Raw genomic sequence first — 14,473 nt, 5'->3', positions numbered from 1 at the left:
TTATACCCATCAAGATAACCTATACGCTAAACTAATGACTTCGACTAGTTTAGCTACTAGTCTGCCAATAAATGATCGATATAACGTTGGACAACTAATCCCTCTTCGAAATTAACTAACAACGTCGATTGTTCATTCATTTCTTCAAAAAGTGAAGGCACATCTTCAAAGTCACTGATCAATTGACGATCTTCTCCTTTTACCGACTCGTAAAGAGTTGTCCAATTCTCTAACGTTAGCACACCATGTTCTCCGTACACTTTAAACTGCAATAACTCTTTTTGACCGATATTACTAATTCCCGTCAATAGGAAAGGAATTTGTTCTTCGGTGAGTCCATGAGCAATCATCCCTGTTTCACATTTGTCTGCCTGTTCAGGATAAGTAATGTGATGGGAAGTAAATGATAGTTCACCAAAAAGCCGATTCATCAATTGAAAATAATGTGGGAAGACTTCACGGACGAATCCCCCTTGACTTCTTGAGCCAATCCACGGATTTTGCTGCCACAACCTTGGCCAATCCGGGAAAAAGGTTTGAAGTTCGATACGGACAATTTTCCCAATATGACCCGTTTTAATACGTTTAGACATTTCGCGGATTACCGGTTTATACATTAAAGGAAAATGCATAGCCGTTTTCACACGGTTATTTTGCACAGAGTCTACCATCGATTCGCCAGCCTCCACATTATGGGCTAACGGTTTTTCGCACAAAATATTAATCCCTGCACTTGCTGCAAGTTCAGCAATCTCTGCATGGAACGCAGGTGGTGTTGCAATATAAACCCAGTTTATATCTGAGTGAAGGACATCTTCGACTGATTTTGCCATCGGGATGCCATAGGTTTGGCTAATTTCTGTAAGTCGTTCAGCTTGTTCATCGTAAACAATTTTTATTTCTATGCGGTTCTCTTCTTGTTGCAGTTGTTTAATAATACGTTCCCCTATAATTCCCGCTCCAATGATACCAATTGAAATCATCAACTATCTCTCCTTTAAACTTGTTCAGCTTTTTCACGATGTTTGTTTATTAGTGTAACCTCTAAGGGTATAGAATAGTCAAACAATACCATTACAATTTCGAGGAGGAACTTTTATGAATGAGCAGACACAGTGGTGGGAACCTATATTCACAGGTGAATTAGAAGTTGGCGTCAATAAAGAAAAGTTAGAAAACGTAACGGAAGAATCTCTTTTGTATTACACAGAAGCTCAATTGCCTTCGGAGTCTGCACTTTAATTGATCGTGCTAATCCAAATACATCCCTCTCGTACATAGCGACGCCTTTTCAATCATTGGTTGAAAGAGGCGTTTTATTATGCAATAGACTCGATTGCCAGGCTAGTTAATTGTTCGTATAATGTAAGAACGAAAGTAGGGATTGCCATGAAACTAAAAGTTATGTTATTAGCCTTATTTTTTCTATCTGGCTGCGGAATGGTCGAATCTATTGATACGCCCAACACAACCGATCAGATAGATGTGGAAGTGACGCAAGTCATTGACGGCGATACCATTAAAATTATGTACGAAGGTCAAGAAGTAACCGTTCGTTATTTATTGATGGATACGCCGGAAACCAATCATCCGAGCTTAGGCGAACAACCACTTGGCAAAGATGCTACTGAAGAAAACAAACGGATTATTGAATCTGGTGATGTTTCTATCGAATTTGATGTCGGCGACCGTTTTGATGATTATGACCGATTGCTTGCTTATATTTACGTTGATGGCGAAAGTGTGCAAGAACAAATGATTAGAGCTGGACTGGCCAGAGTCGCTTATGTGTTCCCGCCAAACACGCGTTACCTTGATCAATTTGAACAAGCAGAACAAATCGCTAAAGAAAATAGAGTAGGCATTTGGCAATATGAAAACTATTCAACCAACCGCGGATTCAATGCAGAAGCTTACGGACAAAAACCAGCTGCCAATACGTCCCCTACTTCTGGACAACCAACAGACGCATGCGATATTAAAGGCAATATTAACCGCAACGGCAATAAAATCTATCATTTGCCAAGTGATTCTTCCTACGAACAAACCAATCCAGAAGAATGGTTTTGCTCTGAACAAGATGCGCGGGATGCAGGCTTTAGAGGCGTTGGCCAGTAGGTTACCTTTTCTATTTTTACTAGTATTGACTTTTTCTACGGACGAGCTATAATTAAATTTGTCCTGGAAATTGAGATTCCTTAGCTCAGCTGGGAGAGCGCTACCTTGACAGGGTAGAGGTCGCTGGTTCGAGCCCAGTAGGAATCATATGAAAGTAACCGCGTAGCCTTTAGGTTGCGCGGTTTTTTTACGCGAATTTAATCAATCATCACTATCCCCACTACTTTATCTATCGACAATCGATGTCTCTGCTCTCCCTCTTTACACACAATCATGCGATTCCTTGCCTCGATGCCTTCAATCGTCCCTCTATGCTCATAAACCACCCCTTCTTTCCAACTTTGAATCACCACTTCACATTGACGTTTTAACGCGATGTCCATTTCTTCTTGTAGCAGCTGCAAATCGTCTTCTGTCAATTCAGGCTTTGCTACTAGCTCGTCTTTGGCGTACCATTCTCGAATCATTTCGACATGCTCTGGCAACATTAACGCTGTCCATTTAATACGTCCGCGATCTTTAATGTCTCCTACAACTTTTAAATATTTATTGTGTTTCATCCAATCCATCCCCTTTATTCTTTATTGTGTCCACCGATTAATTTTGTTCGTGCGATGGCAGTACCTGCTTGCGTAGCAGATATGCCGCGGTAAATTGCTGAATAGCCATATCGTTTCCGAATCGTGTCCATCGCTTCTCCGAGCTGTCTGTTTTCAAATTTCTTTTCATCAAAGAGACTCAGCTGCATAGATGACTCTTCTTCTAAATTGCTGATGGCTAGTGAAATTTGTCGTACCGGTTTGTGTTGGAAATGTTCACGGAAAAGACTTTGGCAAACACGATACATTTCCATGGTGTCATTTGTCGCTTCGTCAATAGACCGGGAACGAGAAAACCCGCCCCCAAAAGCGGTCTTGCTATAAGCGATACTCAAATGGATGGTTCGCCCTGCACGCCGAGCTTGACGTGTACGCATCGCGATATCTTCACACATCTCTAAAATAATAGTCATGATATCTTGTTCTTCTATGTAATCCCTGTACAAAATCTGTCCTTTGCCATAGCTAATCTGTCCTTCGACTAAGGGGGACCCCATATCCGAAAGATCAATGCCATTAGCATGTTGATGCAGCTGATTGCCCATAATCCCAAATTTCTTTTCCAAAACAGAAACATCGGCACACGCCAAGTCTCCTACAGAAAAAATCCCCATACTGTTTAAAGTTTTCTCTGTTCGAGATCCAATGCCCCACATTCGACTTAATGGCTGTACTGGCCACAATTTCTTCGGTACATCGCTATAGTTCCAATAAGCAAACCCCGTCTTTTTTCCTTCTAAATCTAATGACAATTTGGCCAGCAACATATTAGGACCTCCCCCAACTGAAGATGGCAGTTTGAAAGAATCCAATAATTCTTGTTGAATGCGCTGCATAGTAAATTCTGGTGGTCCCCATAATTTCTCGGTACCCGTCAGTTCAATAAAACTTTCATCAACACTATAAATATGAATCGATTCTTTCGGCGCGTAACTTGCCAATAATTCAGTGATTGCCATAGATTTTTGTAAGTACAATTTCATTTTCGGCTCTACTAATAAAATATCTCGATGATTTGGAATTTCAAAAAGTCGTGTACCTGTCCTGACGCCAAAACGCTTTTTCATCATTGGCGATGCAGCTAATACGACACTACCTTTTCGCTCCTGATTTCCGACAACTGCAAGACAAACTTCTAGAGGGTTTAGTCCAAGCTCAACCGCCGAAACACTCGCGTAAAAGCCGCACATATCGATGCAGAAGATAGAAGCTTCTGGTAGTTCCTGCTCCTTCATCATACTCACCTCTCAAAAGGGAACGTTTGTTCTTATTTTATACCACGATTTACCCAGCGGCAATCCTTTTTGAAAAATAAAAAATCTACAGCATACTCAAACATTGATTTCTTTCTCCATTCGCCAAAATTTCTAACAACTTTACATTTCCTAATGAACAAGATATGATGAATCTAGTAACAAGTTCGACATCCATCGTTCTTATGAGATTTCAACAATCAGTAGGAATTATTGGGTGCCAAACCCACTGCAAGCTTTAGGAACAAAGTTTGCTTTGAAAAAGTCATCACCTTCGGGTGATGGCTTTTTTCGTTTTCCAGTAAAAAAATATCGAACGCAAAAAAACCGGTCAGGCATCAGCCTGACCGGTTTTCTTTCTTTTATGCTTGTGCTGTTTTACTAGGTTTTTTATCGCGTGCCATCCATTGGATACCAAACAAGATAACAAATAACACAGCTCCAATAATATCTGTCATGCCTTCTGGATAAATTAACGCAAGTCCAGTTGCAAATGTGATAATACGCTCGAACCAGTTAAGCTTACGATACCAATAACCGATTAATCCTGCACCAATTGCAACCATACCGGATAATGCTGTAATCAATACCCAGATTAATTCTGGCCAAGTCGTATCAATCATTAATAACGATGGAGATAGAACGAACATATATGGAATGATAAAGGCTGCTGCCGCTAATTTGGCTGCAGTAAAACCGGTCCGTATGGGCTCGCCGCCTGAAATACCTGATGCGGCAAATGCTGCAAGTGCAACAGGTGGTGTGATGTCGGCAATAATACCAAAATAGAAAACAAATAAATGGGCAGATAATGCGACCACAAGTGGCACTGCTGCGCCAACTGGCTCATCTAACATCAACAGTGTAATAATAGCAGGTGCTGCGATTGTAGACGTAATAACGTAGTTGGCAGTTGTTGGCGATCCCATACCTAGGACAATCGCTGCTAACATCGTGAAGAATAAGGTTAACAAGACATTTCCGCCTGATGCGGAAACCAATCCGTTCGCCAAACTCAAACCAAGTCCAGTCTTCACGACCACGCCTACAATAATCCCAGCTGCTGCAGTTGCTGCTGCAACTGCTAACGCCGTTCTTGCACCATCAACTAAAGCTAAAATCATATCTTTAAAGTTCAAGCGCGTTTCTTTATTAAAAGCACTTACAAATATCGTGAGTAAAATACCGTAAAGTGCTGCTTGCATTGTTGGCACACCGATCAATAAAAAGACGATGATCGCAAGAATTGGCGTTAGTAAGTAGATTTTTTTCAATACTTCTTTACGATCTGGCATTTCTTCTGGCGAGAGCCCTTTCAAGCCAATGCGCTTCGCTTCGAAATGAGTCATAATCCAAACACCTGTAAAATACAAAAGTGCTGGTATTGTTGCCGCTTTGGCAATTTCCCAGTAAGTCACGCCTCCGATAAATTCTACCATCAAGAAGGCTGCTGCTCCCATGATTGGTGGCATTAATTGTCCACCTGTAGAGGCTGCTGCTTCTACCCCTCCGGCAAACTCTTTCTTGTAACCTAACTTTTTCATCATCGGAATTGTATAAGAACCTGAAGTTACAACGTTAGCAACCGAACTCCCAGAAATCGTCCCTTGCAAAGCACTAGAGAAAATTGCTACTTTTGCTGGTCCACCAACTAAATTTCCGGCTAATGATACGGCCAAATCATTGAAATACTGTCCTACTCCTGTTTTGACTAAAAACGATCCAAACAACAAGAAGGTGAATATAAAGGTAGCCGATACGCCAATTGGTGTTCCGAGTACGCCATCCGTTGTGTAGAACATCAATTGAACAAGTGATTCTAAATCCTGTCCTCTGTGACGCAAGAACCCTGGGAAGTAAGGTCCGAAAAAGGCATAAGTTAAAAATAAACTTGCAATAATGGTAATCGGCATACCAACTGCTCGCCTAGTCGCTTCTAATGTTAGAAGGACCGCTAAAATCCCGACAATCAAATCTAATTCAGTAACACGTCCAAGACGGAATACTAAATCGTCATACATGATTGGCCAATAAGAAGCTACACCAACTGATAATAGCGCCAAGATATAATCATACCAAGCAACCTTATGACGAGCTCCTTTACGCTTTCTAGCTGGGAATAATAGAAAAATTAAGGATAAGGCAAATCCTAAGTGAATCGACCGCTGAATATAAGCGGTATACTGTCCAAAGATGGCAGTATAGAGCTGGAACAAGGAAAAAGCTAATAATCCAAAAAAGACCACATGTTTAATCATTCCGCTTAAATCCCGCGTATTGGATTCAGGATCGTATTTCTGTAAAATTTCCTTTTGTTTTTCTTCTGAGATGTAAGACTCGTCCTCTGGCGGAAGCTTTTGCTGCGCATGCTCTTCTGGAGGCAACTTATCGCTCATCAATTTTCACTCCTTTTCTTAGTTGAAACAGGGATACATGTTCTACTCGAAACGTATACGACTTTCCTCTTTCAAGCGTCTTTTTTAAATCCATCCGGTGTCCTTTGGTTTTGAATGATAAGTTCGCATCCACATCCCCAACAAATAAACGGAACTCCGGGATTTTTCTTGTCATATTCTTGATAAAGTATTTACCATCTTTTTCGACAAAGGTCTCGCCTTCTCCTGCATTTGAAGGCATCCCGATATTAAAATCTTCGTATTCAAGCTCTGTCATCATCAACTGATCGTTTCCTACTATTTTGTAGCTTTCAATAACTTCTGATAAGTGAATCGAATGGGTATATATTATTTGGAAAAACTGGCTTTCTACCGGAATATATGCCGCAATGTCTTCAGTCTCATTATCGATAAACACATAATATTTTTTGGAAGGGGTGAATGCGATTAAGGAGCTGATTAAGATGAGGGCAATCATTAAAAGAAGGATTTTTTGTATCCGGGTAAACCGCATAATCTATTCTCCTCCATCTAAAAAAATAAATAACTGACGAAAAGCTCGCGCTTTGTCGTCAGTTACTCGCTCATTCAATTAATTTACTTCGTCAAAATATTTTTGCGCTCCAGGATGAATGTCAATACCGATTCCATCAAGAGCAGTTTCTGATTTGATGAAATCTGCTTTTGCATGCTGGATTTGATCTGTGTTTTCATAGATTGCTTTTGTAATGTTGTAAACAAGATCTTCTGAAAGATCGTTTTGTACAACTAACATTGCTAAAACTGAAACAGTCGGAACTTCTTCAGTTAATCCGTAAATACCAGATGGTACAGTATCATGTGCATAGTAAGGATATTTTTCGATTAATTCATCAGCTTTATCCTTTTCTACAGGTACAATCACTACATCTGAAGTAGCTCCAAGACTTTCAACTGCGCCTGTTGGAGTACCAGCAGTGATGAATGCTGCGTCAATTTGACCTGACTGCAAGCTTTCTTGTGATTCACCGAAGTCAAGGTTTTGTGCATCGATATCATCCATCGCCATACCATGGATTTCTAGTAGTTGTTCAGCGTTAATATAAGTTCCTGATCCAGGTGCACCAACTGAGATTTTCTTACCTGCTAAATCATCAAATGAAGCAATTCCTGAACTTGAAGTTGTTACTAATTGAATTGTTTCCGGATAAAGTGCACCGATAGCAGAAACTGTATCGATTACTTCGCCTTCAAACATATTCGATCCTTCAGATGCATAAAATGCCGTATCTGTTTGAACAAATGCAATTTGCGCATCTCCATCAGCAAGTGCTGTCATGTTCGCAGCAGATGCCTGTGAAACTTCAGCTGTCGTATCCAAACCAGTTTCTGTTTCAATGATGTTAGCCATCGCGCCACCTAGTGGATAATACGTACCTGTTGTTCCGCCAGTTAGAATGCTAAGGAATTCTGGATCTGATGAACCTCCGCCTTCGCCTTCTGTAGCTGCGTCATCTCCGCATCCTGCTAAAAATACAGATCCTGCAAGAGTTACTGCAGCAAATAAACCAAATTTCTTGTTTAACATAAAGTGACCTCCCTTTTCTCAAATAACTTTCTATGTTTCATTTTTAATAATACCATTCCTTTCTGGCTAGTTTCAATGCAATTCGCAATTACAACCGCTTACAGAAAGAACATTTAGAAAACTTCTTTACGTCTCTGCACCCTCTACATGTGTTTCAGGTGTCGTATCTTCCGGAGCCAGATCTTCAAACGTCTTACCTTGCTCTTCAAGATCACGGGTCCGATGGGCAATACGCGCCGACGCACATGCAGCGATACTAGCTACCAAATCATCCAAGAAAGTGTGAACATGACCACCAACTTTTGTATCTAGTTCATGAATAATGCCAGTTTTATTTTTATCCAAATGACCGAATGTCGTGACTGCGATACTTCCATAAGTTAGCACTGCACCTAATCCAATCATTTCATCAACGCCGAACAACCCTTCATCCGACCCGATAATTTGCTGAAGCGGACGGGATAACTTTCCCTGTTCTGCTAGTTCATCGAGTTCAATCCCTACTAGCAAAGCGTGCTGCATTTCGCGTTTGCGTAAAACGCTTTCAACTGATTCCAGACAATGTTCGATTTTAAGTCCTTCATTGTAAGGGAGTTGCATATCCAAAACTATTTTGGCTATGTCTTCATTCGTTACGCCTCTTCGTTTTAATGCTTCATGTGTTGCTTTTCTAACGTCGTCTGAATGAACTTGGAACTTTGCACCATCCATGTCAAAAACCCCTTCCCTCTAATTATTGGTGTTCTCTTTCCATTATACCTTGAACATTCATTATGGTACAATTTTCTTATAAAACACTAGAGGAGGCATATAAATGACTACTGGAAAGGTAGAAGACTTATCCATCTACAGCAAGGAACTTCAAGAAGACATGCAATTGCTCGTCTATCTTCCTGCCAATTTTTCGCCCTTATATAAATATACGCTGGTCATCGCTTCTGATGGAAAAGATTATTTTCAACTAGGACGAATTCCTCGAGTCGTCGATGAGTTATTGGAGAATCGGGAAATCGAAAATATTATTGTGGTCGGCGTTCCATACAAGAGTGTAGAAGACCGAAATAAAAAATACGAGCCCACCGGTGAACAGCATAGCGCTTACCTACGTTTTCTAGCACATGAACTGGTGCCTTTCCTAGATGAAAAGTATCCAACCTATCAAGTAGGTATGGGGCGTGCTTTAATCGGAGATTCTCTAGCGGCGACAGCATCCTTGATGGCAGCTTTAAAATACCCGAATATTTTTGGCCGTGTCATCCTTCAATCACCGAAAGTTGGCGAAGAAATGCTGACTGCAGTGGAAGCTTTTAAATCGGCTAACTCTTTTACGGTTTATCACGTTATCGGAAAAGAAGAAACAGCTGTAAAACTAGGATCTGGTAGAACTGCGGATTTTCTCGAACCAAACCGCAAATTAAATAATTTAATGAAAAATAAAGGGTTTTCGATCTTTTATGAAGAATTTGAAGGAGACCACACTTGGAAGCATTGGCAGCCCGATTTAAGGCGTGCACTTATTCAGAACTTCGGCATGTAGAAGCTTATAATGCTCCAAGGCATTAAAAAAGATGGTTATTACAGACAAGGAGGTCGTTTAGATGAAATATGGAGTAGCAGCATTCCCTTCAAAAAAATTACAAGACATCGCTAACTCGTACCGTAAACGTTATGACCCGCACTATGAATTGATCACTCCTCACATGACATTAAAAGAACCATTTGAGGTAGATGCAGCAGATGTTAAGGCAATGGCGACAGAAATGCAAAACATTGCAAAGCGCCATAAACCTTTTAAATTACATGCAACACGTGTCAGCACATTTTCTCCGGTTAACACTACCTTGTACTTTAAAGTAGAACCAAACGAAGAAATTACGGTTTTACACGAAGATTTGCATTCTGACTTTTTCGGAGGAATGCCAAAACATTCTTTCGTACCACATATCACTATCGGACAAAAATTGTCTGATACCGAACACGCTGATGTGTTTGGTCAATTGAAAATGGTCGGTATCGATCATGAAGAAATTATTGACCGGATGCATTTACTTTATCAATTGGAAGATGGTTCATGGACAGTATACGAGACATTCCGTTTAACGGGAGATGATCAGTAAGTGTTTAAAGTGAAAATAGCTGAAAATCAATTGGAAAAAGAACAAGCTTTTGATGTTCGCAGAAAAGTGTTCGTAGATGAGCAAAGTGTCCCGCTTCATATTGAAATGGATGAACACGATGACGACGCGACTCATTTTGTCGCTTATCAACTTGAACAGCCAATTGCTGCCGGCCGTATTCGCGAAGTAGAAGTCGGTCTTGGAAAAGTTGAACGTGTTTGCGTTCTTCCTGAATATCGTGGACAGCATATTGGCGTCATGATGATGAACGGAATGGAGGAGTATGCTCAGTCTAACGGCATTTTCAGACTTAAATTAAATGCACAGACCCATGCTCTTGCCTTTTATGAACACCTCGGCTACGAAGTTACATCAGATGAATTTATGGATGCAGGTATCCCCCATAAATCGATGGAAAAAACCGTAACAGTAGAGTAAAACAAAAACAGATTAACCGATAAATCGGTTAATCTGTTTTTTCGTATTTTATAAAATATGGAATCCGCTATCAACGTGGATAGTTTCACCTGTAATTCCACGAGACATATCACTGAAAAGAAATGCAGCTGTATCGCCAACTTCTTCCGGTGTTGTATTGCGGCGCAATGGTGCTTTTTCTTCAATCTCATGCAAAATTGAATTGAAATCACTGACACCTTTTGAAGATAATGTACGAATTGGACCTGAAGAAATCGCGTTAACACGAATATTATGTTTACCAAGGTCTGCTGCTAAATAACGTACTGACATTTCAAGAGAAGCTTTTGCAACACCCATGACATTGTAATTTGGCATAACGCGTTCGCCGCCAATATACGTCAAGGCAACAATGCTACCGCCTTCTGCCATCAATGGTTTTGCATTTTTCGCGATATTGGTTAACGAGTACGCACTAATATTATGCGCTAATAAAAAGCCGTCTCGTGACGTATCTGAAAAATCGCCTGCTAATTCTTCGCCTTTTGCAAAAGCGATACAATGTGCCAGTCCGTGGATTGTTCCTACTTCTTCTTTAATCGTTGTAAAGCATGTAGCTACTGCTTCATCGTTTGTAACGTCACAAGGCAAGATCAATTCATGATTGCCATCTAATGTCGCAACTAAATCCCGCACAGACTTTTCAAAACGCTCTCCTGCGTATGTAAAAATTAAATTTGCTCCAGATTGATCTAACGAACGTGCGATTCCCCAAGCGATGCTCCGTTTGTTTGCTACTCCCATAATGACAAAAGTCTTTCCTTTTAATGATATTGACATGTCCATTCCTCCTGCGTCTGTTGTTATTACCTGGTACTAATAATACCTCATAAAAAAGAAAAGTGCAATTTGCACTTTTCTAAAGACGACTTAAAAATGTCGTAGCTAAACCTAAGTAAATTAAAATAGAAATAATATCGTTTAATGTTGTGATAAAAGGTCCAGATGCGACTGCTGGGTCAATTTTCATTCGGTGAATTACTAACGGAATAAACGAACCCGCTAATGTTGCGACAAAAATGGAACTCATAACAGCTGTCCCAACAAGCATCCCAATGAGTAATTCGCCTTTCCAAAAGTAAACCAAGCCTACGACAACGACTCCACAAACAACACCGGTAATAAGACCGGTCCCCGCTTCACGAAACAATAGTTTCATTTTACTTTCTTCTTCAATGTCCCCTGTCGCAATTCCTCGAACCGCTACTGCCAAAGCCTGTGTACCACTATTACCAGCCATACCAGCAATGAGCGGGATAAAAACAGCCAGGAGTGCAACTTGATCTAAAGTTGCTTCAAACATGCCCATTAAATTTGCTGTCAACATCCCTAAAAACGTCAGCAAAATCAACCATGGCAACCGTTTTTTTGCAGCAGTTAACGAACTTTTATCAAATGTATCCATATCGGATACGGCTGCGAGTTTGGAGTAATCATCGGAAGCTTCTTCTTCTAATACATCGATAATATCATCGACTGTGATAATCCCTAGCAAATGCTGTTGAAAATCAACAACGGGTAAAGCTAGAAAGTCATAATCTTTAATCATACGTGCAACTTCTTCTTGGTCTTCACTCACCGAAACACTAACCACTCGTTCGTTCATGATGGCACTAATCAATGTGTCTTCTTCTGCAAGAATTAAATCTCTCAATGTGACAATACCTGAAAGTTTCTTTTCATCATCCACAACAAATACGTAGTAAATGGTTTCCGCATTTGGTGCAGCATTTCGAAGAATATTCATTGCCGAACGAACCGTTGAATTTTTTGGAATTGCCACAAATTCTGTCGTCATAATCGATCCGGCCGTATATTCCTCGTAATGGAGCAAGTCTTTAATTTGACGTGCTGATTCTTTGTCCATAATGGTCAAATAACTCGCAACTTGCTCTTTATTTAATTCGTTTAACACGTCAACTGCGTCATCTGTATACATATAAGACAGTAGGTCCGCAGCATAACGAGCATCCATTTCTCGGAACAAATCTTCGTAGTCATCATCATCTAATTCAATCGCTTCAAACAGATCCGCCATCTCTTTAGGAGAGAGATACTGATACAGCAATTGCCTTGTTTCGGAATCAGCCTTTTCATAAAAACTTGCTTGGTCGTATGGATGGTGCGATAGGAACTCTTCACGAAAATCTTTGACGTCTCCGCGTATAAGCATTTCAGCGAACAAAGCTTCGTTTAAATCTTCATCACGTATTACTTTTTCGTCCATCATGTATACTCCCTCCTTTCGAAGATCTTCTATGCTTGCTATAGTAGTCTATACGTTACACCATTGTTATGTATAGTAAATTTTTAAACAAAGAGGTGTGTAGGATGAAATTTGATATTATTGGGGATATTCACGGTTGTTATCAGGAGTTGCTGCTGCTTATAGAACAATTAGGTTACCAACAACAAGGCTCGATTTTCGTTCACCCCGACAACAGAAAACTTGCTTTTGTCGGCGATGCAATGGACCGCGGACCTGAATCATTAAATGTGTTGCGCTTATTATTTGCATTACAAGACGAAAACACCCTTTATTATTCACCAGGAAATCACTGCAATAAACTTTACCGCTTTTTCAAAGGACACCCTGTTCAATTAGCTCACGGGCTAGAAATGACCGTAGCTGAATGGGAACAGCTGCCTCCTTTAGAAAAACAGCAATTCAAAAAACGCTATATCCAGTTTTACGAACAACTCCCGCATTACCAACAGTTTGACAATGATTTAATCATTGCTCATGCTGGCTTAAAAGCCGAGATGGTTGGCAAGCCCTTAAGCAAAGGCATTGCAGTATTTGTGCTGTACGGCGATATAACAGGGAAATTCCATTCTGATGGTCGGCCTGTTCGGCGCAACTGGGCTAAGTCTTATAAAGGACATAAATGGGTGGTATATGGCCATACGCCTACTCCAGAGCCTTATTTCATCAACAACACAGTCAACATCGATACGGGTTGCGTTTTTGGCGGCGCACTCAGCGCATTTCGTTTCCCCGAAAAAAAAGTCGTTTCCGTGCCTTCTTTACAACCGTATCAACCTGATCGCTTTTACATGTACGATTAAAGCAAAGATTGCATATCGTCATTTAATGTTGAATGAAAAAACAGTGGCTTTCCTGAAACCGGATGAATCAACTCGAGCTCAGTACAATGCAGCGCTTGACGATTCACTAAGTCTCGTTTGCCACCATATAAGTCGTCACCAACTAAAGGGTGGCCCGTATAGGCTAGATGAACACGAATCTGATGTGTTCTCCCCGTATTCAATTGTAAGCTAACATGTGAATAGCCTTGCAAATTTTCGAGAACACGAACTTCGGTTTCAGCAAATTGGCCGTCTTCACGTACTTCCCGCTCGATAATGCTGGTACTTTTTCGTCCAATTGGAGCCGTTATTGTAAATTCAGTTTTATCGATTTGCCCATGAACTAGCGCCTCATACCGTCGCTTCATCTTTTTCTCTTGTTGTTGCTGAGAAATCATATGATGAATGTGGCGGTTTTTTGCAATGCAAACAAGTCCTGAAGTATCGCGATCAAGTCGAGTTGCGATATGCAAAGTAGACGGAATTCCATGGTCATTAAAATGTTTCGCTACAATATTCGCTAAGCTGCCAAAAGGATGCTCACGAGACGGGATGGTATTTTGCAAAGGCGGCTTTTCCACGATGAGCAATACTTCGTCTTCGTAAACAATGTTTAAGTCACCATCTTCTGCAAGTAACCCTTTGCCATGTTCTTCATTCGGAAAAATAACGGTTACAGCATCGCCTTTTTCTAGGACATGCCTAACCGTCACTTCTTGATCATTAACTAAAATCTGACCACCACCATATTTAACAGAAGCTAACGTTCGTTTAGAGATGCCCCATGCGCCTAGCGCCTCACGAAGCAAGCCTCGGTCTTCAGCAGTATATGTTAATTGAAAAGGTTTCATCGCAT

At 40.6% G+C, this 14,473-nt stretch carries 16 protein-coding genes and 1 tRNA gene; 7 read left to right on the top strand and 10 right to left on the bottom strand.

What is annotated here, in order from left to right; all coding sequences use genetic code 11:
* Positions 1 to 56: 56 nt before the first annotated feature.
* Positions 57 to 983, bottom strand: coding sequence for a Gfo/Idh/MocA family protein (locus MLE13_RS00810; RefSeq protein ID WP_240747593.1), 927 nt, complete (start codon positions 981 to 983; stop codon positions 57 to 59).
* 115 nt (positions 984 to 1,098) lie between these two features.
* Between MLE13_RS00810 and MLE13_RS00805 the strand changes: the two genes are divergently transcribed.
* The 3 genes from MLE13_RS00805 (at position 1,099) to MLE13_RS00795 (ending at position 2,265) form a co-directional block, all read left to right on the top strand.
* A complete protein-coding gene (locus MLE13_RS00805; protein ID WP_240747592.1) occupies positions 1,099 to 1,242 on the top strand; it encodes a hypothetical protein in 144 nt (47 codons plus the stop codon).
* A 147-nt stretch (positions 1,243 to 1,389) separates the two neighbouring features.
* On the top strand, positions 1,390 to 2,118 hold the full coding sequence (locus tag MLE13_RS00800) for a thermonuclease family protein (RefSeq protein WP_240747591.1): 729 nt from the start codon (positions 1,390 to 1,392) through the stop codon (positions 2,116 to 2,118).
* Positions 2,119 to 2,192: 74 nt separating this feature from the next.
* Positions 2,193 to 2,265: transfer RNA gene (locus MLE13_RS00795), tRNA-Val, on the top strand.
* Between the two features lie 50 nt (positions 2,266 to 2,315).
* On the opposite strand, the gene MLE13_RS00790 is transcribed toward MLE13_RS00795, so the two are convergent.
* The 6 genes from MLE13_RS00790 to MLE13_RS00765 form a co-directional block, all read right to left on the bottom strand.
* Complete coding sequence (locus MLE13_RS00790; protein WP_240747590.1) at positions 2,316 to 2,678, bottom strand: YolD-like family protein; 363 nt, start codon at positions 2,676 to 2,678, stop codon at positions 2,316 to 2,318.
* A 14-nt stretch (positions 2,679 to 2,692) separates the two neighbouring features.
* Positions 2,693 to 3,952, bottom strand: a complete 1,260-nt coding sequence (locus tag MLE13_RS00785; RefSeq protein WP_240747589.1) for a DNA polymerase thumb domain-containing protein — start codon at positions 3,950 to 3,952, stop codon at positions 2,693 to 2,695.
* A 380-nt stretch (positions 3,953 to 4,332) separates the two neighbouring features.
* Positions 4,333 to 6,366, bottom strand: a complete 2,034-nt coding sequence (locus MLE13_RS00780; protein ID WP_240747585.1) for a TRAP transporter permease — start codon at positions 6,364 to 6,366, stop codon at positions 4,333 to 4,335.
* On the bottom strand, positions 6,356 to 6,880 hold the full coding sequence (locus tag MLE13_RS00775) for a DUF1850 domain-containing protein (protein ID WP_240747584.1): 525 nt from the start codon (positions 6,878 to 6,880) through the stop codon (positions 6,356 to 6,358). The genes MLE13_RS00780 and MLE13_RS00775 overlap by 11 nt, the downstream gene beginning before the upstream one ends.
* 78 nt (positions 6,881 to 6,958) lie before the next feature.
* The gene (locus MLE13_RS00770; protein WP_008498116.1) at positions 6,959 to 7,933 is read right to left on the bottom strand and encodes a TAXI family TRAP transporter solute-binding subunit; all 975 of its coding nucleotides are present in this window, start codon (positions 7,931 to 7,933) and stop codon (positions 6,959 to 6,961) included.
* A gap of 126 nt (positions 7,934 to 8,059) precedes the next feature.
* A complete protein-coding gene (locus MLE13_RS00765; protein ID WP_240747583.1) occupies positions 8,060 to 8,644 on the bottom strand; it encodes a phosphatidylglycerophosphatase A family protein in 585 nt (194 codons plus the stop codon).
* Positions 8,645 to 8,747: 103 nt separating this feature from the next.
* Here MLE13_RS00765 and MLE13_RS00760 point away from each other — a divergent pair, with 103 nt between their 5' ends.
* The 3 genes from MLE13_RS00760 (at position 8,748) to MLE13_RS00750 (ending at position 10,488) form a co-directional block, all read left to right on the top strand.
* Complete coding sequence (locus MLE13_RS00760; protein WP_240747582.1) at positions 8,748 to 9,470, top strand: alpha/beta hydrolase; 723 nt, start codon at positions 8,748 to 8,750, stop codon at positions 9,468 to 9,470.
* A gap of 61 nt (positions 9,471 to 9,531) precedes the next feature.
* Positions 9,532 to 10,050 (top strand): YjcG family protein, encoded by a 519-nt coding sequence (locus MLE13_RS00755; protein WP_240747581.1) that lies wholly within the window; start codon positions 9,532 to 9,534, stop codon positions 10,048 to 10,050.
* Complete coding sequence (locus tag MLE13_RS00750; RefSeq protein WP_240747579.1) at positions 10,051 to 10,488, top strand: GNAT family N-acetyltransferase; 438 nt, start codon at positions 10,051 to 10,053, stop codon at positions 10,486 to 10,488.
* A 48-nt stretch (positions 10,489 to 10,536) separates the two neighbouring features.
* On the opposite strand, the gene fabI is transcribed toward MLE13_RS00750, so the two are convergent.
* Positions 10,537 to 11,307, bottom strand: coding sequence for an enoyl-ACP reductase FabI (fabI, locus tag MLE13_RS00745; protein ID WP_008429766.1), 771 nt, complete (start codon positions 11,305 to 11,307; stop codon positions 10,537 to 10,539).
* 79 nt (positions 11,308 to 11,386) lie between these two features.
* On the bottom strand, positions 11,387 to 12,757 hold the full coding sequence (gene mgtE / locus MLE13_RS00740; protein ID WP_240747578.1) for a magnesium transporter: 1,371 nt from the start codon (positions 12,755 to 12,757) through the stop codon (positions 11,387 to 11,389).
* A gap of 101 nt (positions 12,758 to 12,858) precedes the next feature.
* Here mgtE and prpE point away from each other — a divergent pair, with 101 nt between their 5' ends.
* The gene (gene prpE / locus MLE13_RS00735; RefSeq protein ID WP_240747577.1) at positions 12,859 to 13,596 is read left to right on the top strand and encodes a bis(5'-nucleosyl)-tetraphosphatase PrpE; all 738 of its coding nucleotides are present in this window, start codon (positions 12,859 to 12,861) and stop codon (positions 13,594 to 13,596) included.
* On the opposite strand, the gene MLE13_RS00730 is transcribed toward prpE, so the two are convergent.
* Positions 13,593 to 14,468, bottom strand: coding sequence for an RluA family pseudouridine synthase (locus MLE13_RS00730; RefSeq protein ID WP_240747575.1), 876 nt, complete (start codon positions 14,466 to 14,468; stop codon positions 13,593 to 13,595). The two genes, prpE and MLE13_RS00730, sit on opposite strands and share 4 nt — an antisense overlap.
* Positions 14,469 to 14,473: the final 5 nt, after the last annotated feature.

The sequence above is a fragment of the Planococcus halocryophilus genome, assembly GCF_022489025.1.
GTDB classification, from domain to species: domain Bacteria; phylum Bacillota; class Bacilli; order Bacillales_A; family Planococcaceae; genus Planococcus; species Planococcus halocryophilus_A.
Note: the sequence above shows the minus strand (reverse complement) of the source record. Positions and strands in the feature narration are given on the sequence as shown.

Bases quoted from the DNA above. Each gene is read 5' to 3' on its own strand.
- MLE13_RS00780 (WP_240747585.1), bottom strand. From the start codon at position 6,366: ATGAGCGATAAGTTGCCTCCAGAAGAGCATGCGCAGCAAAAGCTTCCG.
- mgtE (WP_240747578.1), bottom strand. From the start codon at position 12,757: ATGATGGACGAAAAAGTAATACGTGATGAAGATTTAAACGAAGCTTTG.
- MLE13_RS00765 (WP_240747583.1), bottom strand. From the start codon at position 8,644: ATGGATGGTGCAAAGTTCCAAGTTCATTCAGACGACGTTAGAAAAGCA.
- MLE13_RS00760 (WP_240747582.1), top strand. From the start codon at position 8,748: ATGACTACTGGAAAGGTAGAAGACTTATCCATCTACAGCAAGGAACTT.
- MLE13_RS00805 (WP_240747592.1), top strand. From the start codon at position 1,099: ATGAATGAGCAGACACAGTGGTGGGAACCTATATTCACAGGTGAATTA.
- MLE13_RS00800 (WP_240747591.1), top strand. From the start codon at position 1,390: ATGAAACTAAAAGTTATGTTATTAGCCTTATTTTTTCTATCTGGCTGC.
- MLE13_RS00730 (WP_240747575.1), bottom strand. From the start codon at position 14,468: ATGAAACCTTTTCAATTAACATATACTGCTGAAGACCGAGGCTTGCTT.
- fabI (WP_008429766.1), bottom strand. From the start codon at position 11,307: ATGTCAATATCATTAAAAGGAAAGACTTTTGTCATTATGGGAGTAGCA.
- prpE (WP_240747577.1), top strand. From the start codon at position 12,859: ATGAAATTTGATATTATTGGGGATATTCACGGTTGTTATCAGGAGTTG.
- MLE13_RS00790 (WP_240747590.1), bottom strand. From the start codon at position 2,678: ATGAAACACAATAAATATTTAAAAGTTGTAGGAGACATTAAAGATCGC.
- MLE13_RS00770 (WP_008498116.1), bottom strand. From the start codon at position 7,933: ATGTTAAACAAGAAATTTGGTTTATTTGCTGCAGTAACTCTTGCAGGA.
- MLE13_RS00775 (WP_240747584.1), bottom strand. From the start codon at position 6,880: ATGCGGTTTACCCGGATACAAAAAATCCTTCTTTTAATGATTGCCCTC.
- MLE13_RS00785 (WP_240747589.1), bottom strand. From the start codon at position 3,952: ATGAAGGAGCAGGAACTACCAGAAGCTTCTATCTTCTGCATCGATATG.
- MLE13_RS00755 (WP_240747581.1), top strand. From the start codon at position 9,532: ATGAAATATGGAGTAGCAGCATTCCCTTCAAAAAAATTACAAGACATC.
- MLE13_RS00810 (WP_240747593.1), bottom strand. From the start codon at position 983: ATGATTTCAATTGGTATCATTGGAGCGGGAATTATAGGGGAACGTATT.